26 protein-coding genes are annotated in these 25,670 nt (G+C 42.1%); 8 read left to right on the forward strand and 18 right to left on the reverse strand.

Annotated features, from left to right (window positions below; genetic code table 11):
* Positions 1 to 17: 17 nt before the first annotated feature.
* Entirely contained in the window at positions 18 to 1,232 is a 1,215-nt protein-coding gene (gene ftsW / locus D8792_RS05885; protein ID WP_125373284.1) for a cell division peptidoglycan polymerase FtsW, read from the reverse strand.
* Between the two features lie 228 nt (positions 1,233 to 1,460).
* Between ftsW and D8792_RS05890 the strand changes: the two genes are divergently transcribed.
* From D8792_RS05890 to lysS, 5 genes are all read left to right on the forward strand, one after another.
* A complete protein-coding gene (locus tag D8792_RS05890; RefSeq protein WP_125373285.1) occupies positions 1,461 to 2,306 on the forward strand; it encodes a glycoside hydrolase family 25 protein in 846 nt (281 codons plus the stop codon).
* Between the two features lie 133 nt (positions 2,307 to 2,439).
* Positions 2,440 to 3,282, forward strand: coding sequence for a DUF368 domain-containing protein (locus tag D8792_RS05895; RefSeq protein WP_125373286.1), 843 nt, complete (start codon positions 2,440 to 2,442; stop codon positions 3,280 to 3,282).
* Positions 3,282 to 3,758, forward strand: coding sequence for an aminoacyl-tRNA deacylase (locus D8792_RS05900; RefSeq protein ID WP_125373287.1), 477 nt, complete (start codon positions 3,282 to 3,284; stop codon positions 3,756 to 3,758). Before D8792_RS05895 ends, D8792_RS05900 begins: the two co-directional genes overlap by 1 nt.
* Positions 3,759 to 3,792: 34 nt before the next feature.
* Positions 3,793 to 4,434, forward strand: a complete 642-nt coding sequence (locus D8792_RS05905; protein ID WP_125373288.1) for a histidine phosphatase family protein — start codon at positions 3,793 to 3,795, stop codon at positions 4,432 to 4,434.
* A gap of 92 nt (positions 4,435 to 4,526) precedes the next feature.
* A complete protein-coding gene (lysS, locus tag D8792_RS05910; RefSeq protein WP_125373289.1) occupies positions 4,527 to 6,017 on the forward strand; it encodes a lysine--tRNA ligase in 1,491 nt (496 codons plus the stop codon).
* Between the two features lie 96 nt (positions 6,018 to 6,113).
* Here lysS and D8792_RS05915 read toward each other — a convergent pair whose 3' ends face one another.
* Genes D8792_RS05915 through D8792_RS05925 form a run of 3 tightly spaced genes read right to left on the reverse strand, consistent with a single transcriptional unit; the run spans position 6,114 to position 9,203 of the window.
* Positions 6,114 to 7,370, reverse strand: coding sequence for an ABC transporter permease (locus D8792_RS05915; RefSeq protein ID WP_005590694.1), 1,257 nt, complete (start codon positions 7,368 to 7,370; stop codon positions 6,114 to 6,116).
* The gene (locus D8792_RS05920; RefSeq protein ID WP_125373290.1) at positions 7,370 to 8,068 is read right to left on the reverse strand and encodes an ABC transporter ATP-binding protein; all 699 of its coding nucleotides are present in this window, start codon (positions 8,066 to 8,068) and stop codon (positions 7,370 to 7,372) included. Before D8792_RS05920 ends, D8792_RS05915 begins: the two co-directional genes overlap by 1 nt.
* Positions 8,052 to 9,203, reverse strand: a complete 1,152-nt coding sequence (locus D8792_RS05925) for an efflux RND transporter periplasmic adaptor subunit (RefSeq protein WP_125373291.1) — start codon at positions 9,201 to 9,203, stop codon at positions 8,052 to 8,054. The genes D8792_RS05920 and D8792_RS05925 overlap by 17 nt, the downstream gene beginning before the upstream one ends.
* Positions 9,204 to 9,415: 212 nt before the next feature.
* Between D8792_RS05925 and gorA the strand changes: the two genes are divergently transcribed.
* Both gorA and D8792_RS05935 read left to right on the forward strand, forming a co-directional pair.
* Entirely contained in the window at positions 9,416 to 10,765 is a 1,350-nt protein-coding gene (gene gorA, locus D8792_RS05930) for a glutathione-disulfide reductase (protein WP_125373292.1), read from the forward strand.
* 644 nt (positions 10,766 to 11,409) lie between these two features.
* Complete coding sequence (locus tag D8792_RS05935) at positions 11,410 to 11,955, forward strand: biotin transporter BioY (RefSeq protein WP_125373293.1); 546 nt, start codon at positions 11,410 to 11,412, stop codon at positions 11,953 to 11,955.
* A 20-nt stretch (positions 11,956 to 11,975) separates the two neighbouring features.
* Here D8792_RS05935 and D8792_RS05940 read toward each other — a convergent pair whose 3' ends face one another.
* The gene (locus tag D8792_RS05940) at positions 11,976 to 12,191 is read right to left on the reverse strand and encodes a YdbC family protein (RefSeq protein ID WP_005590703.1); all 216 of its coding nucleotides are present in this window, start codon (positions 12,189 to 12,191) and stop codon (positions 11,976 to 11,978) included.
* 89 nt (positions 12,192 to 12,280) lie between these two features.
* On the opposite strand from D8792_RS05940, the gene D8792_RS05945 reads away from it, so the two are divergent.
* Positions 12,281 to 12,637 carry a hypothetical protein gene (locus tag D8792_RS05945; protein ID WP_125373294.1) on the forward strand — a complete coding sequence of 119 codons (357 nt, stop codon included), beginning with the start codon at positions 12,281 to 12,283 and terminating at the stop codon, positions 12,635 to 12,637.
* A gap of 146 nt (positions 12,638 to 12,783) precedes the next feature.
* Here D8792_RS05945 and D8792_RS05950 read toward each other — a convergent pair whose 3' ends face one another.
* The 13 genes from D8792_RS05950 to D8792_RS06015 all read right to left on the reverse strand — a co-directional run bounded on the left by D8792_RS05950 (position 12,784) and on the right by D8792_RS06015 (position 25,668).
* Positions 12,784 to 14,070 carry a peptidase U32 family protein gene (locus tag D8792_RS05950; RefSeq protein ID WP_125373295.1) on the reverse strand — a complete coding sequence of 429 codons (1,287 nt, stop codon included), beginning with the start codon at positions 14,068 to 14,070 and terminating at the stop codon, positions 12,784 to 12,786.
* Positions 14,071 to 14,278: 208 nt separating this feature from the next.
* Complete coding sequence (locus D8792_RS05955; protein ID WP_125373296.1) at positions 14,279 to 15,985, reverse strand: C69 family dipeptidase; 1,707 nt, start codon at positions 15,983 to 15,985, stop codon at positions 14,279 to 14,281.
* A 324-nt stretch (positions 15,986 to 16,309) separates the two neighbouring features.
* Positions 16,310 to 17,173 carry an SAM-dependent methyltransferase TehB gene (gene tehB / locus D8792_RS05960; protein ID WP_125373297.1) on the reverse strand — a complete coding sequence of 288 codons (864 nt, stop codon included), beginning with the start codon at positions 17,171 to 17,173 and terminating at the stop codon, positions 16,310 to 16,312.
* A gap of 193 nt (positions 17,174 to 17,366) precedes the next feature.
* Complete coding sequence (locus D8792_RS05965) at positions 17,367 to 18,533, reverse strand: hypothetical protein (RefSeq protein ID WP_260470239.1); 1,167 nt, start codon at positions 18,531 to 18,533, stop codon at positions 17,367 to 17,369.
* Positions 18,439 to 19,401 (reverse strand): hypothetical protein, encoded by a 963-nt coding sequence (locus D8792_RS05970; protein WP_125373299.1) that lies wholly within the window; start codon positions 19,399 to 19,401, stop codon positions 18,439 to 18,441. The genes D8792_RS05965 and D8792_RS05970 overlap by 95 nt, the downstream gene beginning before the upstream one ends.
* Before the next feature lie 176 nt (positions 19,402 to 19,577).
* Entirely contained in the window at positions 19,578 to 20,045 is a 468-nt protein-coding gene (gene smpB, locus D8792_RS05980; RefSeq protein ID WP_125373300.1) for an SsrA-binding protein SmpB, read from the reverse strand.
* Positions 20,008 to 22,356: a ribonuclease R gene (gene rnr, locus D8792_RS05985; RefSeq protein WP_125373301.1), complete on the reverse strand. Its 2,349-nt coding sequence runs from the start codon at positions 22,354 to 22,356 to the stop codon at positions 20,008 to 20,010. Before rnr ends, smpB begins: the two co-directional genes overlap by 38 nt.
* Before the next feature lie 83 nt (positions 22,357 to 22,439).
* Positions 22,440 to 22,673 carry a preprotein translocase subunit SecG gene (secG, locus tag D8792_RS05990; RefSeq protein ID WP_005590722.1) on the reverse strand — a complete coding sequence of 78 codons (234 nt, stop codon included), beginning with the start codon at positions 22,671 to 22,673 and terminating at the stop codon, positions 22,440 to 22,442.
* Between the two features lie 41 nt (positions 22,674 to 22,714).
* Positions 22,715 to 22,864: a 50S ribosomal protein L33 gene (gene rpmG / locus D8792_RS05995; RefSeq protein ID WP_005590723.1), complete on the reverse strand. Its 150-nt coding sequence runs from the start codon at positions 22,862 to 22,864 to the stop codon at positions 22,715 to 22,717.
* Positions 22,864 to 24,066: a multidrug efflux MFS transporter gene (locus D8792_RS06000; RefSeq protein ID WP_185758413.1), complete on the reverse strand. Its 1,203-nt coding sequence runs from the start codon at positions 24,064 to 24,066 to the stop codon at positions 22,864 to 22,866. Before D8792_RS06000 ends, rpmG begins: the two co-directional genes overlap by 1 nt.
* 4 nt (positions 24,067 to 24,070) lie before the next feature.
* The gene (gene coaE / locus D8792_RS06005) at positions 24,071 to 24,664 is read right to left on the reverse strand and encodes a dephospho-CoA kinase (protein WP_125373303.1); all 594 of its coding nucleotides are present in this window, start codon (positions 24,662 to 24,664) and stop codon (positions 24,071 to 24,073) included.
* Between the two features lie 5 nt (positions 24,665 to 24,669).
* Positions 24,670 to 25,494 (reverse strand): DNA-formamidopyrimidine glycosylase, encoded by an 825-nt coding sequence (gene mutM, locus D8792_RS06010; protein WP_125373304.1) that lies wholly within the window; start codon positions 25,492 to 25,494, stop codon positions 24,670 to 24,672.
* Between the two features lie 24 nt (positions 25,495 to 25,518).
* Positions 25,519 to 25,668 (reverse strand): helix-turn-helix domain-containing protein, encoded by a 150-nt coding sequence (locus D8792_RS06015; protein WP_125373338.1) that lies wholly within the window; start codon positions 25,666 to 25,668, stop codon positions 25,519 to 25,521.
* Positions 25,669 to 25,670 lie beyond the last annotated feature (2 nt).

A 25,670-nucleotide genomic window follows, 5' to 3' on the forward strand; every position in this document is an offset into this window, starting at 1 on the left:
ACATACAAGAAGATCTTTTAGGATTGACTTACTTCTAGTTCCTGATACATGGCGTTTCGTCGCTCATTAGCATCAATATTTAAAACAAAGGCAATGGCAACTGATAGAACCAATAAACTGTTTCCCCCCTGAGATAAGAATGGGAAGGTTACACCGGTTGAAGGAATCAAGCCCGAAATACCACCAATATTGACAAAGGTTTGCATCAGAATCATACCGCCAATTCCCAAAGCCATCATAGAATTAAATGGATCCTTAGCCCTTGTACCTACGAGAATAATTCGTAAAATCAAGAAAAAGAGCAGGGCTAAAATTAAAGTAGCTCCAAAGAATCCAACTTCCTCAATAACAATCGAGAAAACAAAGTCTGTATGAGCCTCTGGTAGATAACCTCGTTTTTCAATGGAGTTTCCTAAACCTAAGCCAAACCAACCACCATTACTCATGGCATAGTAAGAATTGGCCAACTGGTGACCTGAGCCAGACAAATCGTCGAAAGGGTTGAAAAAGGCACTGAAACGCTTTGCGACATACCCAAAAATAGGAATTTGCTCAACACGCTTGACACCTATCAGCCAAATACTCGCTAAAACTGCTGCTGACCCTCCTACAACAGCGCCAAGCATGGTCGAGAACCATCTGTAAGCAATTCCGCTGGTGGAAATTACAATCAAAACTGTCAAGAGCAAGATAGTCGCATTGCCTAAGTCGGGCATGATAACCACAAGACCAATCAAGAAAGCAACAATAACCCGCCAGTCAGTAACGGCACGCGGAATCAACTGATTAAAGGTGATTGCTTGATAATCATATACTTCTATTTGCTCTTGTTTCTTAGAAAACTGTAGGGCCAAATACCAGACCAAAATAATCTTCAGGTATTCTGCCGGCTGAGCAGTAACTGGGCCTATTTTGAGCCAACCATGTGCCCCATTGATCGTTCCTGTGATAAAGCGTGAGAGTAAAAGCAGAATAATTTCAGCTATGATAACAAACGTAATCACTCCTGGCCTCTTCAGAAAATCCAGCTTCATTCGGTAAATAATCCCAATCATCACCAAGCTGAAGAGCCAAAAACCTGCTTGAGTGGCGACCATTCGAAAACTATTGAGCCCATTTTGAATGAGGATGGGGCTCGTCGTGGAATAAACGACAATCAAGCCAATGCCAGATAACAGCATGTACGGAATCAAAATTGAGTAATTCAATAAATGCTTTTTGTCAATTTTCATATTTCACCATTTAATTTCTAAAAATTCAACCTTCATTATACCACCTTTTGACTCGAAAAAAAAGCATTAGGGTGGCCTCAATAGATATTTACTTATTTATCGCCTCAAATATCCAATTATTTCAAATTGTTTTATCTTCTATTGCAATCAGATTACATTTTCGTATTTCGCTGGAAATATAGATAAATACTTTGCTTTTCTATTTATTTTACGTTACAATGAAACAGTATGAGAAAAAGGATTAAACCGCTTGCACTCTTGCTATTCTTTGCTTGCTTTATTCTATATATTGTCATAAGCAAACACCATCTTGATGTGCAAATTAAACAAGCCCAAACAAAAAAAACTCAAGTCAGTCAGGTGACAACCAAGAAAAAAAAGGAGGAAACTCCTTCAGACGAACCTGAGGAAGAATTGCTTAATAAGCCTATCGTTGACCTTTCCGGTTGGCAATTGCCCAGCGAAATAGACTATGATACCTTATCAACAAATATTTCTGGAGCTATCATTCGCGTGCATAGTGGAGCTCAAGCAAAAAAAGAAAATGTTGCCACTCATTTAAATGGACTTGACAAATCATTTGCTACCCATATCCAAGAGTTTCAAAAACGGGGGATTCCTGTAGCTGTCTATGCTTATATAGCGGCAGGCAATATCAAAGAAATGGAAAAAGAAGCTGAAAGCTTCTACAAGGCCTCTTCGAAATATAAACCTACCTTTTACTGGCTTGATGTTGAAGACAAGACCATGGGCGACATGAACGCAGGAATCGAGGCCTTTCGTGCCAAGCTTGAAAGTCTTGGAGCTCAAAATATTGGTATCTACATTGGTACCTATTTCATGGAAGAGCATAGTATCTCAACTGAGAAATTTACTGCCGTTTGGATTCCAACTTATGGTTATAATGACGGCTACTATAACGCTGCTCCAAATACTGAACAGCCCTATGACCTACATCAATACACCTCAGAAGGTAAATTGGAAGGTTTCCCACATAACTTAGACCTTAATCAGCTCTCTCCTGTACAGGATAAGAAAGAGACTTATAAGAAATTATTTTCAACACCAAAATAAAAAGGATGCAAGATAACTGTTAGGAAATCTTGTATCTTTTTTTCTCTGTACAAGATATTTTTCTTGCTTTTTTCAGAAAAGTATGTAGCTTTATGGTACAATAGTCTAATGAAAAAACTTGTAGGGAGATATTATGATTTCATGGATTGCTAGAGTTTTAAAAGGAATGATTATCGCGCTTGGTTTCATCTTGCCTGGTGTGTCTGGCGGTGTATTAGCCGCGATTTTGGGGATTTATGAGCGAATGATTCGCTTTTTAGCCCATATCAAAGAAAATTTTATCGAGAATGTTCTCTACTTCACTCCTGTGGCTATTGGGATGGTTTTAGGGATCGCGGCCTTCTCCTATCCAGTTAATCTCTTGCTGGATAATTACAAGGTTATCGTTCTCTGGGGTTTTGCTGGAGCCATCATCGGTACCATTCCCAGCCTGATCAAAGAATCCGTCAAGGAATCCGACAGAGATCGAGCTGATACTGTTACCTTCTGGCTTAGTTTTATTTTGTCGGGCGTTTTCCTCTATTCACTGAATGGAATGGTGGGTACACTGCCAGCTAACTTCTTATCCTTTGTTTTAGCAGGTGCCCTTATCGCTTTAGGAATCTTGATTCCGGGACTCAGCCCTTCAAATCTGCTATTGATTCTAGGGCTCTATACTCCCATGCTGACAGGATTTAAACGCCTGGATTTATTTGGCACTTTCCTACCAATCGGTATCGGTGGCGCTCTGGCTCTGATTCTCTTTTCAAAAGCCATGGACTATATTTTGAAACATTATCATTCCCGCGTTTACCATTTTATCATTGGCATTGTATTGTCCAGCACCTTGCTCATTGTTCTCCCTCAAAGTGGCAACAGCGAGAGCATTAGTTATGCAGGNGTATCCATTTTCACACTCGTTCTTGCCGCCTTTTTCTTTGGACTAGGNATNTGGCTAGGAATTTGGATGTCCCAANTAGAAGAGAAATATAAATAATGGCNAAAAAGACAAAACTCAAAAAAACANTGGTNGAGCAAATTTTAAACAAGGCAAAAATNGANCACCAAGGNTTGCAGATTAATGCTTTAGATGATAGCCTGACAGAGGAATTTGACCGCTCGCAAATTTATAAAACACTGGCTTTAAACGGGGATAAAACAGGAACAGTCATTGGCATTCTCCCCATCACCGAACACCTGTCGGAAAAGAAATTAGCAAAAATTTCAGGAAATAAAAAAGTCAGTATGATTCCGCAGAAAGATTTAGAAAAAACGACTGGTTATATCCATGGTGCCAATAATCCTGTCGGAATTCGCCAAAAGCACTCCTTCCCAATTTTCATTGACCAAACGGCTCTGAGTCGCGAAAATATTATTGTTTCTGCTGGTGAAGTAGGCCGCAGCATCCAGATCAAGGCTCAGGACTTAGCTGACTTTGTTCAAGCACAGTTCGCGGACTTGAAAGAAGACTAGGCTATTCGCTTCAAAAGGAAAAAAGGATCTTGATATGAAATTGTATTTTATCCGACATGGAAAAACCGAATGGAATCTAGAAATGCGTTTCCAAGGGGCAAGCGGAGATTCTCCACTTCTTGAAACATCCATTGACGAGCTCAAGCGCTTGGGCAAACATTTATCGAACGTTCAATTCGATAAAATCTACTCTAGCGATTTGCCTCGCGCTTACCGTTCTGCAGAAATCATCCAAAGTGAAAACCAGCATCAAATTGATATCATTCCAACTCCTGAACTAAGAGAGTGGGCTCTTGGAAAACTAGAAGGAGCCAAAATTGCTACTGTAGAAGCCACTTATCCTCAGCAGATGTGGGCTTTTCGCCACGATCTATCCCAGTTTGATCACCAACTATTTGACGCAGAATCCGTCGCTCAAGCCACCAATCGGACAATTGCCTTAGTGAAGTCTCTCAAAGGGAAAGATTTTCAAAATGTATTGATTGTCGGACATGGTGCCAACCTAACTGCCAGCATTCGTCGCCTGCTCGGTTACGAAACCTCTTTGCTCCGTAAGGACGGAGGTTTGGCTAACGCTAGCGTCACCATTTTGGAAACAGACGATTTTGACTCTTTCAAGTTACTTACTTGGAACAACTTAGATTACATGCTAACAGATGAAACTGCGAATCTTTAAACATCGCAGTTTTTCTATTTTTATCGATAATTATTGCTGAATTTCCTTTTGTTTTGTGATAAAATAAAAGGGAAAGCCTTAGGAGGAAGAAAATGACTACTGAACATATTGAAGAATTAAATGACCAGCAGATTATTCGTCGTGAAAAAATGGCTGCGCTGGCTGAGCAAGGAATTGATCCTTTCGGAAAACGTTTTGAGCGTACTGCTAACTCTGCTCAACTCAAAGAAAAGTACAGCGACAAATCCAAAGAAGAATTACATGAATTGAACGAAAAAGCAACCATTGCTGGCCGTCTCATGACCAAACGCGGAAAAGGGAAAGTCGGCTTCGCCCACATCCAAGACCGTGAAGGCCAAATCCAGATTTACGTTCGTAAGGACGAAGTTGGTGAAGAAAACTATGAGATTTTCAAAAAAGCTGACTTGGGTGACTTCTTGGGAATTGAAGGTGATGTGATGCGCACAGATATGGGAGAACTCTCTATCAAAGCAACGCATATTACTCACCTTTCAAAAGCTCTGCGTCCCCTTCCAGAGAAATTCCACGGTTTGACAGATGTCGAAACCATCTACCGCAAACGTTATTTGGATTTGATTTCCAACCGTGAAAGCTTTGAGCGCTTTGTCACTCGCTCAAAAATCATCTCAGAAATCCGCCGTTACTTGGATGGCCAAGGCTTCCTTGAAGTTGAAACACCTGTTCTCCACAACGAAGCAGGCGGTGCTGCTGCTCGTCCATTCATTACTCACCACAATGCTCAAAACATTGACATGGTGCTACGGATTGCAACTGAGCTTCACTTGAAACGCCTTATCGTTGGTGGTATGGAACGCGTCTATGAAATTGGTCGTATCTTCCGTAACGAAGGGATGGACGCCACTCATAATCCTGAGTTCACTTCTATCGAAGTCTACCAAGCCTATGCGGACTTCCAAGATATCATGGACTTGACAGAAGGCATTATCCAACACGCTGCTAAAGCAGTTAAGGGTGATGGTCCAGTCAACTACCAAGGTACTGAGATCAAGATCAACGAACCATTTAAACGTGTTCATATGGTGGATGCCATCAAGGAAATCACTGGCGTAGACTTCTGGCAAGATATGAGCTTTGAAGAAGCTGCTGCTTTGGCACAGGAAAAGAAAGTGCCGCTTGAAAAGCACTTCACCGAAGTAGGCCACGTTATCAATGCTTTCTTTGAAGAATTTGTTGAAGAAACCTTGATTCAGCCAACCTTTGTCTATGGTCACCCTGTCGCTGTGTCACCTCTGGCTAAGAAAAACCCAGAAGACCCACGCTTCACGGACCGCTTTGAGCTCTTCATCATGACCAAAGAATATGCCAACGCCTTCACTGAGCTGAACGATCCAATCGATCAATTATCACGTTTTGAAGCTCAGGCAAAAGCTAAAGAACTGGGCGATGACGAAGCAACTGGCATCGACTATGATTACGTTGAAGCACTGGAATACGGTATGCCACCAACTGGAGGCCTCGGAATCGGTATCGACCGTCTCGTAATGTTGCTCACAGATGTGACTACGATTCGCGATGTATTGCTTTTCCCAACAATGAAGTAATCTCAAATTTACACAATTTTAAAAACAAATCCCGCTGGAATTCCATCGGGATTTTTTGCATGACAAAAAGTCTGGTTTCCCAGACTTTTGATAACATTATTCATATCTCAACGCTTCAATTGGATCTAGTTTAGAGGCTTTATTAGCCGGCAAGATACCAAAGACAATACCAACCATGGCTGAGAAGACAAGGCTTCCAACTGCTGCAGTAACAGAGACAACCGGTGGGCCTCCAAATACGTTTTCAGGCACGACTGCAGCTAGCAGAGCATTGATTCCATAGGCAAGGCTAAGACCAAGCAGGCCACCGATAAGGGTCAACACCATGGATTCAATCAAGAACTGCGTGAGAATATTTCCACGCGTTGCTCCAAGAGCTTTTCGCAAACCAATTTCCCGTGTCCGCTCTGTAACGGATACTAGCATGATATTCATCACACCGATACCACCAACAAAAAGGGAAATTCCTGCAATAGCTCCGATAACACCGGTCATCGTTCCTGTGATTTGATTGTACTGCTCCAGCAAGGTATCCATATTTAGGATTTGATATTCTCCTTGACGAGCCCCTGAAAGAGCAGTCAATTCTTTGGCCGCTTCTACACCAACTTCATTGATGCGATCCACTTCTGGTACATAGATATAGACAGTTGCAATTTCATCTGTATGAAATTCAGATGCCACCTGTGTATTAGCCATCAGGGCGCTACCTGAGCTCATACTCATGCTCTGACCAGCATTGGGATCCTTATAGATACCAACAACCCGATAGTTACTGTCACCGACTGAAACTATTTTATTCAGGGCTTCTGCACTACTTCCAAACAGGCTGGTTGCCACTGTTTCATCAATCATCATCACATTAGAAAAACTTTGATAGTCACTAGGCAGGAGAGTCCGTCCAGCTAAAATCTCATATTTTCTAATTTTAAAGAATGTAGCATTCACGCCCGTAATGTTGACCTTATCAGACTTCTTGTTCTGATAAGAAAAGTCAGCTGTCGAACCGTTGGTCACATAATAGCCCTTGACTCCGTCAATCTTCAATAGTTCCTTAACCCAAGATTCTTGGACAACAGGTGGTTCCTCTAGTATCTCACTATCTGCATCTTGACCACCATTGACCTCCATCAAATTAACTCCCATCGTATAATTATTTTTAGTGGGAGAATAAAGCAAGCTGACATACTTCTGTTCTTTTGTGATGCTCTTGGTGACTCCCTGTTGCATTCCATTTCCCAGTGCCAAGATGACGACAACAGACGCAACACCGATGATAATCCCAATCATGGTCAGAAAAGCCCGCATCTTATGCCCAAGAATGGAACTAATGGCAAATTTAAAATTTTGCATTAATCACGTTCCTCCTTCTCAGCACTATCTGAAGAGATGACTCCATCACGAATGACAATCTGACGCTTAGCATAGGCAGCAATTTCAGGTTCATGAGTAACCATGATAATCGTTTTTCCTTCAGCGTTCAACTCCGTCAAGAGTTCCATAATTTGCTCGCCAGTTTTGGTATCGAGGGCTCCTGTCGGCTCGTCGGCAAGAATAATCGAAGGATTGTTTACCAAGGCACGCGCAATGGCAACACGTTGCTTCTGCCCCCCAGACAGCTCTGACGGCAAGTGGGTCATACGAGTACCCAAATCTACTTTTTCTAAATACTGCTTAGCTAAATTTTTGCGACTTCCTTGTGACACCCCCGCATAAATCAACGGTAGTTCTACATTTTGAAGGGCATTTAATTTAGATAAGAGGAAAAATTGCTGAAAAACGAAGCCGATTTGATTATTTCGCACCTTGGCTAACTTCTTATCACCCAAGTTTGCAACATCTTCATTTCCTAAAAAATACTCGCCAGTAGACGGACGATCCAACATCCCGATAATATTCATCAGGGTGGACTTCCCGGAACCAGACGGCCCCATGATAGCCACAAACTCGCCCTCTTCAACTGTCAAATTGATATTTTTTAAAACTTTAAGTTCTTGATCACCATTCCGATAGGTTTTATTAATATTCCGTAGATCAATGAGTTTTTTCATCCGCTTTCACCTCTTGACCATCTTTCAAGCTATCTGTTGGATTGGTGATAACTTTACTGTCTTTTGTCAAACCAGATGAGATTTCTTGATTTTCAGCATCAGCATTCCCTAAGGTCACTTCCACTTTCTTTGCTTTACCTTTTTCAACAGTCCAAACGTAGTTCTTGTCTCCGTCTGAGATAATACTGCTTGCTGGTACAAGAATCCCTTTTGTATTGTTTTTCACTTCAACGCTGACAGAGAAACCTTGCTTCAAATCACCAATTTCACTTGTAATATCGACGGTAAATGGATATTTTGCAGAGGAAGCCGCGCCACCTGTATTGGTTGATGAAGCTTGCTGTCCGTCCTTAGGATAGTTGGAAATATAGCTAATTTTACCTGTCCATTTTTTGTCAGGATATACTTTAGAAGTAATGCTTACTTCTTGTCCAACTGACAAATTAGCCAGATTGTACTCAGAGAGTTCTCCCTTGATTTGAAGACTACCGTTGCTGACGATGTGCACCAAGGTTTGGTTGGTTCCTGTTGTTGATTTGGATACATCGCGGTTTACTTCCACTACTGTCCCCTCAACAGTGCTCGTAACAGTCGCTGCATTTAACAGAGCTTGAGACTTGTTCATATTGTCCACAGCATCTGAACGTGCATCACGCAAATCAGCCAGTTGAGAATCGACGGTACGTTGGGCAGAAGCAAGGGATTTACTATCCGTCTCTTCATCACCAGTTTTTTCTACTGTTGTCCCATTTGTCTGTAAGTCATTAATCTGACGGTCAGCCTTATTGACAGCACGAACTGCGGCATCATAGTTTGCTTGAGCTTCTGTGCTCTTATATTGAACAAGTGCTTGGCCTACAGCTACTTGGTCGCCAACATTGACTAGGACGGACTCCAAGTCGCCCTTGGTAGCATCATAATAAACATATTGCTCTGAGTTAGCCGTTACAGTTCCCGTCAACAGGACAGATGAGGCTATGCTACCTTCTTTTGCCTGCTGCACAATTGGTGTAACTTCCTTAGGTTCTGTTGTAGAACTAAGATTGCTCAGGACTATTGCAGAAATTGCTCCCAATACAACTACAACAGCAACTCCGATAATACTAAATAGCTGCCATTTTTTCAGCTTTTTCATCTATTTTCCTCCTCTTGATGAAAACCATTTTTCTTTTATACTACATTATATCATAACCTATCATATTGTGATAGGAAAAGGGACAAAATCCCTAAAAGACCATTTTTCCTCTAAAAAAGCTGCAGGATCTCTAAATCATAGCAGATTTTTGCATTCATTTTCTAAAAAAGGTACAATTACTTCATATTGATTAAAGGAGCGTCTATCTAACTATGAAAGAATTCGATATTATTGCAATTGGCGGTGGCAGCGGGGGCATTGCTACCATGAATCGGGCTGGTGAGCATGGCGCTAAAGCAGCTGTCATTGAAGAAAAGAAATTAGGGGGAACCTGTGTCAATGTCGGTTGTGTCCCTAAAAAAATCATGTGGTACGGTGCTCAGATTGCTGAGGCCATCCAACACTACGGACCAGACTATGGCTTTACTTCAGAAAATCAGCAATTTGACTTTGCCACCTTGCGAAAAAACCGAGAAGCCTACATTGACCGCGCTCGCTCATCCTATGATGGAAGCTTCAAACGCAACGGCGTTGAACTGATCGAAGGTCGCGCTCATTTCGTTGATAAGCACACAGTCGAAGTCAATGGAGAGCTGATTCGCGCCAAACACATCGTGATTGCAACCGGTGCTCATGCAGCCATCCCTCAGATTCCCGGTGCCGAATACGGTGAGACTTCTGATGATGTCTTTGCTTGGGAAGAACTTCCCAAGTCTGTTGCCGTTGTCGGAGCAGGCTATATCGCTGTAGAGCTTGCTGGTGTCCTCCATACTCTAGGTGTCAAGACGGATCTCTTTGTCCGCCGCGACCGTCCCCTCCGCAATTTCGATAGTTATCTGATTGATGGACTGGTGGCAGAGATGGAAAAATCTGGTCCTAGTCTCCATGCTCACAAGATACCCGAACGAGTGGAAAAACTTCCTGATGGTCAACTACAACTCTACTTCCAAGACGGCAGTAGCCATATTGCTGAGCGGATCATTTGGGCTATTGGCCGTAAGCCAAATGTCCAAGGCCTCAATCTTGATGCTGCAGGGGTTACCCTAAATGACCGCGGCTTCATCGCTGTAGATGAATACCAAAATACTGTCGTACCTGGCATCTATGCCTTAGGCGATGTGACGGGCGAAAAAGAGCTGACGCCAGTAGCAATCAAGGCTGGACGCACCCTGTCTGAGCGCCTCTTTAACGGCAAGACAGATGCCAAAATGGATTACTCAACGATTCCTACTGTCGTCTTCTCCCATCCCGCTATTGGAACAGTGGGGCTGACGGAGGAAGAAGCTGTTCGAGATTATGGTGTTGAGCAAATTCATGTCTACACCTCTAGCTTTACCTCTATGTACTCAGCTGTCACCCAGCACCGCCAGCAAGCCAAGTTTAAACTTATCACTGCTGGTCACGATGAAAAAGTTGTCGGCCTCCACGGTATTGGCTATGGCGTAGATGAGATGATCCAAGGCTTCGCTGTTGCTATTAAGATGGGAGCTACCAAAGCCGACTTTGACGCGACTGTTGCCATTCACCCAACTGGCTCCGAAGAATTTGTCACCATGCGCTAAAAGCTTCTTCTTTGGCCTTTCTAAAGCTCATTATTATAATAAAATAAAGAAGAGAAGGCAACCATAACTTATCCTTTCATTTTTGATTTTTATCTTACATTTTTGTAAGAAAGAAGTCTTAGGCCATTTGGTTAGAGCTAGTCACACTATCTGGCTTTGTTCTTTGACTTCTTACTTTATTTTAAAGTACAAAATTCAATTATCATTCAAGAAATTCTAAATTATTTCTAAAAAAGAGGAAGATTTATGTAAAGAATCTTCCTCTTTTTTATTTAGTTGGTTCACTTCTTCTAGACAAGCTTATAAATTGTAACTTGTCTAGATAATCCTATTTTATTAAAATATTCATGACTCCCTAGCCATCTTTTACCCTTTCTGCTATTCAAGAAACCGTATTTTTGATATGATAGTAAGAAATACTAAGAGAAAGGGGATTGGAAATGAGCAAAACGAAAAAATTATTAGCTGCTCTGGGAATTATTTTCTTTAATATTTTTGGGTTAATCGCCTTTATCTTCCTCCTCATTCGGAGCCGCAAAAAGCGGAAATAAACAAACAACTGTCTAGTCTGATGTNAAAAGACTTGACTTTTTTTTATTTTGATTTANAATAGTTACCATAATTTTAAAAAGAGGTTTACTATTATGAACAANAACAAAGCTTTTCTTCTTGCCCTCCCAGCTATCGGAGCCGCTTTCCTAGCTGTACTCTCCCAGCTTAGTTTCTCTATTGGGACCATTCCCATCACGCTGCAGACCTTTGCTGTAGGTTTAATTGCAACCATTTTCAAAACACGCGAAGCTGTCTTGTCTGTTCTGCTCTATTTGCTGCTGGGAGCTATTGGGCTACCGGTCTTCGCTGGAGGAAGCGGTGGATTTCAGGCTCTCTTTGGTCCAAGCGCAGGCTATCTTTGGGCATATCTGCTCTTTGCGCTGATTACTTCCAGTTTGATAAGTAAGGATAGCAAGTTTTACACGATCTTTTTGGCTAACCTGCTCGGAGATGCACTGGTTTTTGTCGGTGGCGTAATCGGACTTCATTTTCTGGCTAACATGGAATTTTCTAAAGCCATTGCTGTTGGTGTCACACCATTCATTCTTCCAGATCTTTTAAAACTTGTAGCCATCACGCTCATCAGCATTCCTATATTTAGAAGCCTAGCTTTTCATCCCTATTTTTTAGAGAAATAGAAAAACGGATAGAGTTTTCTCTATCCGTTTTTAAATGCATCCAAAAGAACTTGAAACTCTTCATTGGAAAGGGTAATTCCCTTGCCCATCTTGCTGTGGTCAGGACTCCAAGTTCGGATATCGTACTTGGCAGGCGCACCGTTAAAACTTACGCGGTTGAGCTCCTTGGTCCAGCCTTTTTCATTTTCCGATAAAACGAGCAATTTCTCCTCGATTTCAAATTTAAAATCTGCCATACTTTACCTCTTTTCTACTTTCTATCTCATTATTCGTAAAAGATTTTACTTTTTTACTTATTTTATTATATAATATATTGTAACAAGTTATGGAGATTTTATCTATGAAAAAATATCTCGAAATGATTTTACAAAAGACGAATGAGTTCATTAACTATAAAAAGACAGATAAGGAAGAGGACGACAAGAGTCATATCCTACATACAATTGACTTGGCTCTGCGGAAAAATTCTGGTGTCCATGTTATTTTTCTGGATAAAAATTTTACTGGAGATATTGTCAAATATGACCGTGACCGCCAGCAGTTGATTGTCAAAAATTTCAAAAAAAGCATGACGACCATCATCCGTGTGCCTGATATCCATCGCATCAGTCTAGTTCCCAATAACATCCGTGAAGCCCAAAAGAAAGATATTCGGCTCGAAAGTCGCAAATTCAAAAAATAACTCTTCAAATCAAAAGCGATTTGAAGAGTTTTATTTTTTAAAAGCAATAGCAGAATTTTTAGAATAAGGTCTTCCACTATCTATTCGTATCCACCATGTAGGCAATATCTACTTGATAAGCACAATTCTCCAACTTTCGCGCCTGATTAAGCCCGAACAGTCACACTAGTGCCATCTTCTTTATACAAATTGATTAAACCTTCCTTGCGGGCACGAACCATGTCACCAGGTTGGACTGGCTGCGGAACTGTAATCGTCAGTAATTCCATTGGGTTTGGCGCACGGTCAATCTTATTTCCTTTTTCATCATGGAGGTCAGTAATGTAGGTTTCAAAATGACGGAAACCAGGTCCATAGAATTCCACTTGATCGCCTTCATGGATAACATTCCGCTGGCGAATGGTCGCAGTTTGTGTAGCCTCATCATAAGCAACTACTTCTGCTACAAATTTGTATTCTGGAATCTTACGACGGGCTCCAAAAAGCTGCTCATTCTCAGTTGGCGTATGGTAGTAAAAACCAGTTGCCAGCTCACGTTGAGCTACTTTCCACATTTCATCTACTAGATCTTGCTTAATAGATTCAAACTTTTCTGGACTTTCCAAATAAGCATCCACGGCTGCTTTGTAGCAGTTGGTCACTGTAGAAACGTAGTGAATGGATTTCATCCGACCTTCGATTTTCAAACTATCGACACCATTTTCAATCATATCAGGAATATGATCAATCATGGACATATCAACAGCTGACATAGAGAATTCTTCTGGAATTTCACCCTTCAAACTCTTGCGTTCTTGTCCGAAAGGCATGTCATACAAATCGTATTTCCAGCGACAAGATTGCGAACAACCGCCTCGGTTGGCATCACGCATACTCATGTGATTGGAAAGGGTACAACGGCCAGAGTAAGAAATACACATCGCTCCATGAACGAAGGCTTCGATTTCTACATCGGTACGCTTGCGAATCTCAGCTAGCTCAGCCATGGAAACCTCACGTGCCAAAACGACCCGTGTCAAACCAAGATTTTTCCAAAACTCAAGCGTCTCATAGTTGGTTGCACTAGCCTGAGTTGACAAATGAATCTCCAGACCAGGTGCTTCAGAAGCTGCAATCGCAATCAAGGCTGGGTCAGAAACAATAACGGCCGCAATCCCGATGTCTCGCAAACGACGGAACCATTCTCCAGCTCCAGCCTCATTTCCTTCGTGCATGACCATATTGGCCGCTACATAGACCTTGGCACCATGCTCAGCCGCAAATTGGACACCTTCTTCCATTTGCTCAAAAGTAAAGTTCCCCGCACGGCTGCGCAAACCATAGGCTTGACCACCAATAAAAACAGCATCTGCCCCATAGCGAACAGCTACTTTTAACTTTTCTAACGTACCAGCTGGTGACAGCACCTCTGGACGTTTTAATTTTTTTATCATCTTTTCTCCTATTTGCAATATAAAAGTATTGATGTTTAACCCTATCTATTTTATAGCAATTTACCGCTAAAAGCAAGATGAAGCCTAGTTTTTTGACAATTCTAATCTTCCATCCTCATCTCCTTACTAAGTATTTTAGGATATAGGTTTATTATCTGAGAGAGGAAAAAAGCCAGAAGTCTTAAACTTCTAGCTTCTCTTTCAAAATTTATTCTTCCTCCTTCTTCTTATTAAATTGTTTGTATCCGAAGAATCCACCAACTAGCACAACCAATACGCCTATGACAATCCAAGTAGTTTGACTTGAGCTATCTTTCTTCGTATCGCTAGCTTTGTCCGCTGATTTTCCTTTTTCTGCTTCTGCTAGGAGGTTTGCTTTATTATAGCCTGTATAGACAAGATCTGCATCTTTACCTTTTTCCTTCTTAATCTTTTCTTCCATCTCTGCTTCGACTGCTTTGATTTCCTTAAAGATTTTTTCTGAGCGTTCCAAGGCTTCCTTCGTCACTTCTGGTCCAGCGGCTTTGGCTTGTTCATCTGTGTAGTTTGCATATTTGGCGTCGCGTTCGGTCTGTTCTTTATCCCATTCAGCTTCTTTTGCTTTCCATTTTTCTTGGATACTATTACCAAAGATTTCTGGATATTTCATAACCATTTGGTCAATATGCCAAACAGTCCAATACCAAGATTTTCCGTCATATTTAGTAGAACGGTTCTTGAAAGCTTCGTAAGTATCTTCTACATTACCATAGAATGGTACATATGGTGTGTTGCGACTTTGTGCCAGACCCAGCCACATAACACCGCCAAAGGCATTTGGTAGGTTTGGTTTGATTTGATAAACGTGGGCGTCGATTACGTTTTCGTTACCTAGCGCATATTTGTAAACATTACCATCGATCTTCTTACCGACTTCAACTAAGTCATCTGCTTTATATTGTGGCAAAGTTTCAAAACGATCCCGTTGCTCAGCAATTACATCATGAACAGTGTATTTCTTATTTGGATCAGTTGGTTCGCGCAAGAGATCAAAAGCTTCATCGTCATAATTTACTTTTGCTTGTGGATCCATCCACTTGATACCTGCATAGGTCCGTGAACGGTTACGTTCCATGTATTCATCAGGTCCGTAAGATTTAGCAATCATAAAGTTGCCATCTTTGTCAGTCTTATAGTTGTCTGCTTTTTTAGCTACTTCTTCCACATCTTTAGAAGCAATGACATTTTCCTTATCGTTCAAGTCAACGTGACCAAGATAGTAAGTGTTCGCAAAGACAGCATACTTATTCGTTGGGAATTTGATGGCTACATATTGGTGACCAGACAGGATTTCCATGTACCATAGCTCATTCTTATCTGCTGCAACGATGATATTTCCTTCTGCTGATCCTTTTTCGTCCAGAACTTTCGCAACTGTCTCAATAACTTCACGTGCTGTTTTTGCACGAGGCAAAGCAAGGTCAACTAATGATGCTTCTGGAAGACCATCTTTTACAAGTGGATCTTCTTTTAGCACTTTATCATTTGGTGTTGCTGAAACGGTCGCTGTCATAGCTACACCAAGTTCATTAAAGCCATGCGCAGCGAAGTTTCCGTTACTTCCGTTGTCACGATCAGAGTCGTAGACAGCTGTGTATTTCATTTCATTCGCCAAATGCGGATAGGTAAAGCCATTTGATTCATCTTCTATCTTATCGCCATCTTTATAGGTCTTAGCTGGCACAACTACATAGTTTTGATTGTGCCTACCGCCGTCAGGGGCGTATGGATAGTCCTCTGTCCGACCAAATAGAGTAGAGCCATCTGCTGTTAGGTCTTTACCGACAATAAAAGCAGAACACGCTTGTGCCACATGAACAGGCAAAAGAGCAACTAACATTGCAAGGAACATTAGTCTGAGCAGTATTTTCTTCATAGTCTATCTCCTTTTGACTATCTGCGGGGCTGGAATCAACTCCCAGTCTAAACAACATAAACCGTAATACCTTAACATTCCTATTTTAGTATACTCTCTTTCTAAATTTTTTGCAAGCGTTTACACAAGATTGTGTATATTTTTTATCTAATCTATATTTCCTCTACTTTTTTATCAAATCAGAGCAGATAAACAAAAAAATAGCCCCATCTTATTTAGAGGAACGGCTATTATTTTTTGTCTTATCAGAAAATATCCCGCTATAAAATATTTATAAGCAATTCACTAAAGATTTTGGCAGAGCCGACTTGAGCTTCAAAGAATTTATCTCACTTTTTTAGCCAGCATAGTCGCAAAGCGGAGCTGAATTCGATTGCCGTTTTCATCACGGCGATGGAGATGGCCAGGATTTTCATTGTACTTGACCAGCTCCCAGTCTTTATAATACTCCGTAAGCTCCCCTTCCTTAAAAGTAAATGGGAAGGGAACAGAGCAAGGGAAATCCTCTGTATCCATAGCACAGACGATGAGATTGTAGCCACCAAGTGCTGTCTGCTCCTGCATATTGCGGATAATATCTGGAATCCGCTCTGCCTGCAGGAACATCAGAACAACGGTGGAAACGATCAAATCATAAGTCTGAGTCAGACTAGCTGAGTTGATATCATAAGTCCCCACTGGCAGATCCAAATCTTCCTGCTCGACAATGCTCCGTAAGATCTCCAGTGCCAGCTCATTCTGATCTACGGCCGTTACTTCAAAGCCCTGCTTAGCAAGAAAGAGTGCATTGCGACCTTGACCGCAGCCTAGATCTAAGGCCCGCCCTGGCCGTACCGTCTGCATAGCTTCCAAAACCTCTGAGTGCACTGGATTGCTACCGTATTTCTTAGGGAAATAATCCTCAGGCCGACAGTAAAACTCCAAGTACCACTCCAAATCATCTGTCAAGGCTTCAACACGGTGCCATGCTTGGGGTTGGGCAAAAGGATTGTCCTGACCAGCTTCAAAGATGTGCTCAGCTAGCTCCTTACCTTCCTCTGACATCTCGACAAACTTAAGACGTCCCTTGAGAACAGTAATTTTGCCCCAAGTTCCCTCTTTGGTATTGTGCTTTCTCTTTACAGCTTCTGGCATTGTCTCAGCCGTCCACAACGGCATGCGTTTATAAGCTAGCAATTCTTCTGTCATAAATAATCCTTTCTCTAAAAGCAAACTACGAATAATCTAACTGTCTTTATCATACTCGAAAAGTACAGACTTGACAAGTGGCAAATTGAACAGCTTTCCCTGCAAAAAGAAAGAACTGGTCCATCAGCCAGTTCTTTCTCATATAGGAAGTCTACTTTCTTTTACTTTTCAGCATCTATCTCTTTACGACTCATCAGTATACCCTTTCTTGTAAAATTGATTTATTCTGTTTTTGTTTCATTAATTCCTTATCCTTACTCTCATCATAAAACTGATTGAATTCCTCTTTAGAGTTAAAAGGATGTTCCAATCCGTCTTTACTGATACTTGCTGGAATTACACCTTCATATAAGTCTGTATTCGAAGGAACTAACAGACTATAAAACTCTAGATAGTCTTTAACGCTCTTATCAAGTATATAAAGTTGAGAGTTCGTTTTTTCCAATAATGCCGCTGCCTTTGGGTCTGTTTGCGCCATCAAGATATTTCGAATCCAACTTGTATCCACAGCTTCGCCTAAAGGATATGTAATAGGAAATTTAAAATTTCCCAACTTTTCGTCAAATTGTTGCGTATTTAGTTTAAAATTAAAGGTGGGACTTTGGTATTGTGCTGTCTTATTATCTTCCCATTCAATTTTTCGAGTATCAAGATTGTACCAAAGAGTTTGAAACTTATCATGTTCCCCAGACTCAGAGGCATAAATAGACAAATAATTATTTCCATCAATGACAGTTAATGTTTCCTCTATTCCTCTAGGTAAATATCGAGAATTATAGTCTGAAACTAATTTATACAAATCTTCTTTATAACCTTCTAACTGTTGATTCTTAATATGGTAAATGGATAAGGTATAATAGTTACCTTCATTTTTTTTATCAATAATATTCGGCATTGAAGGAAGTTTGATATTTTCTCGAACAATATAGTTGGGATTATGCGCACCACGTGTCACATGCGTTGGATTCTCTGAGGTTGCCGGTAGAGTAGCATACTTGCGAACTAAAGCATCTTCCTCTGGATTTTCTGATTTCCAATGAACCGCTACCCCTGTACCATTTTCAAGAAAAGAATAATCATCAATTGTAAAAGTCCCTGTATAATAATTTAAGGATTCATAAGTTTCTCTTTCTTCCTTGGCTTTTTGAAGCTGATCTTGTTTTAAATGACACTGCCAAGCAAATATGGCAAGTCCCAAGACTGCTAAAGCAAGAAGACTTAACAATAATTTTCTTATCATTTTTTTACCTTTCTTCTTATTGTTTCTATTTCTCTTTTTGTGGATGAGTTTCAACCCACTGCTTGAAATCATTAAAAGATCGAATCTGTGTTTTCTCTCCAGTTGTTTCATCTGTGGCATAAAGTTCCATCACTTCCTGTCCTTCGGGCGCAAACCAATGAATTAAATCATTAAACCATTCTTCCTCATTGTATTGGTCTGGACGGAAATAGATTTTATTCATTTCTTTCATCTTTTTCGCAATTTCAGGATAAATCTTAGCAAAATTAGTACTTGAAACTTCTACATAATCACCTATTTTATACGATGGTATTATGTAGCCAGGAACATACTCCATACCATACTTTAATAGTGTGTTATTAATCTGATCCCCTATTCCACTTCTTACAAGATCCATAGTCTTATATATTGTTCCTCTCATATAAGTTCTAGTATCCTTCTGATCTAAAAGTAGATTAATCTCTTTTTCTGACATCTCTTTTTCAATTTTTCCTGACTCCAATGCTAGAATAAAATATTTGATTTTCTCCGGTTTCCCTTTTTCATACGAGTGCATACTAAAAGTTAGAAATTCTTTTCCGTTCCTTGTAAATTGTGCTCGAATTTGCTTAAGCCTATAAGTATTCTCTTGTCCTAACAAATCGTAGACATTGACTTCCTTACTAGTTATTTTAGATGGATCCTGCAAATTATAAATCTTGATTTTGAAATATTCCTCTTTACTAACTTTAGACGACGTTAAGCCATCCTCTTCAGTAAGAATATTATACTTGAAATCTGTTATATAATTCTGTCCATAATTGAAAAAACCATCATTTCTGCTAGTAACCAATACATATTTGTTTTGACTGAACAACTCTATTTGATCAACATTATAGTCTTCTTTATCATACTCTTTTTTTCTCCCACTTACTAAAAAAGCGAAAAGAACTACTAAAGTCAGAAGAAGTCCTCCAAGAAATATGAAAAATTTTTTATTGAGTTTCATTTGCTTACCACCAGTTTTTAATTCATCTAGCCATTTATTTTGTTAGTCCTCGGAGCCATTCCACTTTTTTCATCAATCATTCACCAAAAGTGGTCATCCTCAAACCTCATCCTTTCCATTATAGCATAAATCCAAAATCAGAGTTGAATGTTAAAAAAGACCGGTCGCCCAGTCTTTCATCTTGTATTAAAATTCTTCATCTGTCTTGCGATGTCGCGGTTTTGCTCGCGGCGTTTGATGGACTCGCGCTTGTCATAGTCGTGCTTCCCTTTGGCTAGGCCCAGAAGCAGCTTGGCATAGCCGTCCTTGAGATAGACCTTGAGCGGCACCAGCGTCATACCATTTCCCTTGGTCTCCTGCTCCAGCTTTTGGATCTGCTTCTTATGCAGCAGCAGTTTTCTGCGACGCTCAGGTTCTTGGTTCCAGATATTGCCCTCTTCATAAGGGGCGATATGGACATTGCTGAGCCAGGCCTCACCGTTCTTGATTTGGGCAAAGCCGTCTTTGAGATTGATGCGGGCGGCACGGACGCTCTTGATTTCCGTCCCCGTCAGCACCATGCCGGCTTCGATGGTGTCTACGATGGTGTAGTCGTGTCTGGCCTTTTTATTTTGCGCGACGACCTTTCCTTCTCCCTTTGCCATGCTTGGCTCCTTTCTTGACTAGTTCCTTGTAAAATGCCTTCTGGCTCTTGCCTTTCTTGGACTTCTTATCTTTCTTATCTCTATAGCCTTTTTCTTTGGATGAATGGCTGCGCTTGTCATCTTCACGGCGTCTCTTTCTGCCTGACTGGCCTCTGCCACTCTTGCTAGTCTTTTCTACCAGGTCAAATTCACTAGGCAGGTATTCAAAGTCAATCTCGCCCGTAGCCTTATCCGCTCGGACCAACTTGATACGAATCTGCTGACCGACCTTAAAGACCACACCAGACTTTTCTCCTTGCAGGGTCATCGTCCGCTCATTGTAGCTATAAAACTCTGGCAAGTTTGTGACATGAATCAAGCCTTCAACCGTATTGGGCAGTTCGACGAAGAGTCCAAACTTGACCACGCTTGAGACCACGCCGTCAAATTCTTCTCCAACAAATTCTTCCATGTACTCAGCCTTCTTCATGGCTTCGACTTCACGCTCGGCATCAATAGCCCGACGCTCCCGGCTGGAAGACTGACTAGCAATCTCTGGAATCACTTGCTCAAAATGCTCTGCTATTTCTTTAGACTTGCCATAATCACGCACCATCCGGTGAACCAGAAGGTCTGGATAGCGTCGAATCGGACTGGTGAAATGCGTATAAAACTCTGCTGCCAGTCCATAGTGGCCGTGATTGTGCTCAGAATAGCGAGCCTGCTGCATGGAGCGCAAAAGCATCATAGACAGGACATCCTCATAAGGCTGGTCTTTGACCGCCTCCATAATATCCTGCAGAGCCTGCTGACTCATGGAGCTAGCCGTCCCATATATCCGAATGCCAAAGCTAGAGGCGTAGTCGATGAACTTCTGCACCTTCTCCGCCTTAGGCTCCTCGTGGATCCGGTAGATAAAGGGCAGATTTAACTTAGCAAAATGCTCAGCCACCGTCTCATTCGCCACCAGCATAACGGACTCAATCATACGCTCAGCAATCCCCCGCTGACGCAGGACAATATCCACTGGCCGACCTTCCTTGTTGACCATGATTTTGGCTTCTTTGGTGTCAAAGTTGAGCGCTCCGCGTTTAAAGCGCATGCTTTCCAGAATCTCATGCAGACGAACCATACTGTCAATACTAGGCACAATGGCCTTGAACTGCGCAGCCTTTTCCTCATCTCCTGCGATGATGTCGTTGACATCGCTATAAGTCATGCGGAAGGTCGTCTTGATAACAGTCTGGGTGATGGTATGCTTGACCACGCGCCCCTTGGCATCTATCTCCATGATAGCCGACTGGGTCAGCCGGTCCACATTGGGATTGAGGGAACAGATACCGTTGGACAGACGCTCCGGCAGCATAGGCACCACGCGGTCAGTCACATAGACAGAGGTTGCACGATTGAGGGCTTCTTTGTCCAGCTCAGAGCCTTCTTTGACATAGTAGGATACATCTGCGATATGGACTCCTAGCTCAAAGTTGCCATTTTTCATGCGCTTGATATGGACCGCATCGTCCAAGTCCTTGGCGTCTGCTCCATCGATGGTGAAGGTAATCTCTTCGCGCAAGTCCAAACGTCCTTCCAAATCACTCTCAGTAGGTGCATCTGGAACTCGCTCGGCTTCTTCCAAGACCTTTTCTGGAAATTCGGAGACAATATCCATGGACTCCAGCACTTCCAGTACATCAATGCCTGGGTCGTTGACATGACCGACGACATCAACCAGACTAGCCACAAAGAAATCGTGTTTCTTGGTAGGATATTTGTCAATAGCAACCTTGAGTATCTCTGTACCATCCAAAACCAAGGCTGGTTTTTTGACATAAATAGGCTGGCGGATTTTCTGATTTTTCGAGCGGATATAGCCGGCATACTTGGGCTTTTCCTCATCCAAAACCAGCTGACCAACCGCTGACGTCAGGCTGTGTTCTAAAATGTCAATAATCTTAGCCTCAGCTGACGTTCCCTTGATACGATCTGCCACCTTAGTAATGACCACTTCTACTGTATCGCCATCAATGGCATGATTGATATCATTACGGCTGACAAAAAGATCATCCTCTTCTTCATTCAGGGTGACAAAGCCAAAGCCATTCTTGTGGGCATGAAAAACACCCTTGAGCGTCAGACGCTCCTGCTTTTTCTCCTCATAAAGCTCAATCAGCCCCTCGTTATCAAAGCGAAGCTGATACTTTCTTTCCATCTGGGAGATGGTCTTGACCAAGCTACTAAAGTCCTTGGAAGACTCTTTCCCCAAAGCAGCCGCCAGCTCATGTACGCTAGCCTGCTGCCTGTCTTTTAAATATTCTATAATTTCTGCTTTCATACTTTCTTTCTATACTATGAGGGGCTCTTGATATTCCCCCTTTTAAACTTTAAAAAAAGGCCAAGACATAGTCAGAGCCCATTTTATTTACTAGATAATACTGCCAAAATCAAGGCAATCAGCAACCAGACAAAGATCAGAAATCCGGTCAGACGCTGCATTACAGCTTCAAATCCACGTGCTTTAGACCGCTCAAAAAGGTCATTGGCACTAGAATCAAACACGTTACTAGATTGGTTTTTAGTCGGTTGCATGAAGATAGCAATGACAATAAAACCTGATAAAATGACTAAAATCGTTAATAATAGGCTATACATAAATAAAACTCCTTAAAATCCTTTCTATTTTATCATAAAATCTATTTAGATTCAAGATGTAAGGTTACTTTTCTTTCCTTGGGGCAGTACTTCAATACCTCAATCTTATCAGGATGAGTCTTACTATTCTTACTAGTCAGATAATTCTGACTGCCGCAACTGGAGCATTTTAAATGAATTTTAACGCGCACTAGATTTCCTTCTTTTTCAATAAATTTCCAAAACAAAAAAGGTTGATAAGGAGACTCAGTCCCACTAAGCCTGCTGTAGCATAAAAAACTGAATGATAGCCTGCTGTCGCTGCAATAGCCGAACCTGACATGGGGCCGATGACGCCACCCAGATAAAAGAAAATCTGGTTGTAGCTAAAGATTCGAGAAATTCCAAACTTAGGCGTAATTTTGCTCAATAGAGCATTGACCCCCGGCACCAAAGCTCCGGTCCCTAAACCAAACAAGAAACGGTAAAAACCGAGTTGGAGCGAAGAGCCTGCATGAGCACAAAGCAGGTAAATGATAATGGAATAAAACTGAGCCAGAACGAGCAAGCGATGATTGCCCATGCGATCCCCCATGCGACCTAAAATACTCGAGCTCAGCATACTGGACAGTCCCATACTCGAAACAATCAGGCCAGATACAAAAATCAGATTGTCCGTTTGACCTAACTCCCGAATATAAAGGGAAAGAATCGGACCGATAGACTGGGCTGCAAACTGGATCACAAAGCTAGTCAGAAAAAGAGTGGGCAAGAGCTTGGGATATCTAATCTGACGAATCAGTTCTCCAAAGCCAATCTCCTCTTCCTTGGTGACTGGTCTAAAATCTTCTCGGATGAAAGCAGCCGTCATCAGAGTCGCAATCAGAAAGAAAAAGCCAATCAGTAGAAAGACATTGCGGATGCCAAAGACTTCAGCAATCACTCCGCCAATCAAGGGTCCCATGAGATTGCCCGCAACGACACCTGTTGCCAAAGTTCCCAGCGCATAACCAGTCTTGTCCTTAGGAGCCTGACTGGCAATCAGAGCTGTGCTGTTGGGCACATAACCCGCAAAAACGCCGTTGAGAAAGCGTAAGACCAAGAGCCAAAAAATATTAGGCACAAAGGCAATGCCGCCCATGGTAAAGACCATAGCCGTAGCAGCCCGAATCATCATCGGCTTACGGCCATAGCGGTCAGCCAGACTGCCCCAGACAGGAGAGAGAAAGGCCGCTGAAACAGCCGAAAGGGCAATACCCAGACCAGCATAGTACTCCACTTCGTGACCACGCGCTCCTAGCTGCTCCACAAAAAGGGGCATAAAAGGAGTGACTAGAGAAATGCTGGCACCTGTTAGAAAATTCCCAAACCAGGCGACTTTCAGATTATGTTTCCAATTTACTTGTACCGTGATAGAATCATCTTCTTTCTGTTTTTAAAAGTTGGTCAACTTGAGCCAAAGTGTCCACCAGATCGCCATTATTCTCAATCAGCACATCCGCCCTCTTTCGCTTTTCTTGGAGAGATAGCTGAGCTGCTATGCGTTTTTCTGCCTCTTCCCGACTGAGAGCATTTCGAGCCATAAGACGGATGAGCTGAGTCTCTTCACTCACATCCACCAACCAGATTTGGTCAAACCAGTTATCATATTCTAACTCAAACAGCAAGGGAAGATCCATGAAAAAGACATCTTCCGTCTCTGCCAACAAGTCTCGTCTGCGAGCCAGTTCCTCTCGGATAATTTCGTTCTGAAGCTGGCTAGACTGCGCCAAGAGATCTGGATTCCCAAAAATCATGGCACCCAGCTTGGGGCGGTCCAAGCGACCATCTTCCTGTAAGATAGCTGTGCCAAAGGTAGATAAAAGAGCTTGATATAGTCGTCCTCCCGGCTCCTGTAGCTCATGCACCACTTGATCCGCATCGATGACTTGGTAGCCCTGCTGCCGCAAAAACTCTGTTACTGTTGACTTACCCGAAGCAATGCCGCCGGTGATACCAATAATTCTTACCACTACAGCTACCTCGCTTTCTGACAATGAGGACAGAGATGAGTACCACGTCCTCCCAGCTTGATTTTCTCAATCGGACTGCCACAGCGAGCACAAGGCTGACCAGTCTTTCCATAGACCTGCAGAAAATCCTGCATCGTGCCATCCTCACCCAAAGCATTTCGGTAGGTCCGAATGGTCGAGCCCCTCTTTTCAATCCCCAGCTGCAAAACTTCTATAATCTGCTCACGCAGCCGCTTCACTTCTGCAGGCTTTAAACTAGCTGCTGGCCTTGCCGGATGAATCCGCGACCGCCAAAGTGCCTCATCCACATAGATATTACCCAGCCCAACGACCAAGGTCTGCTCCAGCAAATAGGGTTTGATGGGCTTCTTGGAACGACTCAAAGCTGCTGCAAAAGGCGCCAAGAGAAAGTCCGCCTCTGTTGGCTCAGGACCAAGCTTTCTGGCAGCAAAATAAGCCTCCAGCTGGTCCTTTCTCAACAGCTCCATAGTCCCAAACTTGCGAACATCCTCATAAACAAGGGTACCACTATCTGTCATCTCGAAAAAGACATGAGCATGCTTTCGCTCAGGCACCGCATCCGGATAAAAAAGATACTTGCCTTCCATTCGCAGATGGGAAACCAACACTCCACCCGTCAGGTAAAAGAGCAAATACTTGCCCCGACGGCCAATCTTTTCAATGGTCTGACCTGGCAAGTCGTGGACAAAGGCATCTACTCCCGTTCCAATCATCTTGGCATAGCGGACCTGCACCTGCCTAATCGTCTTACCAACAACCAGACGCTCCAGACCACGCCGAACCGTTTCCACTTCAGGTAATTCAGGCATAAAGCTCCTTTCTTATTCTATTTATTAGTCAGAAATATACTCTAAAATATCAGCAGGCTGACAATCCAACGTTTCACAGATAGCCAGCAAGGTTGCAAAGCGAATACCTTTAGCCTTTCCTGTTTTGAGAATGGATAAAATTGCTTGTGTAATTTTTGTTGTTCCTAATAGAATTT

The sequence above is a fragment of the Streptococcus cristatus genome (assembly GCF_003943505.1).
GTDB lineage: Bacteria > Bacillota > Bacilli > Lactobacillales > Streptococcaceae > Streptococcus > Streptococcus cristatus_E.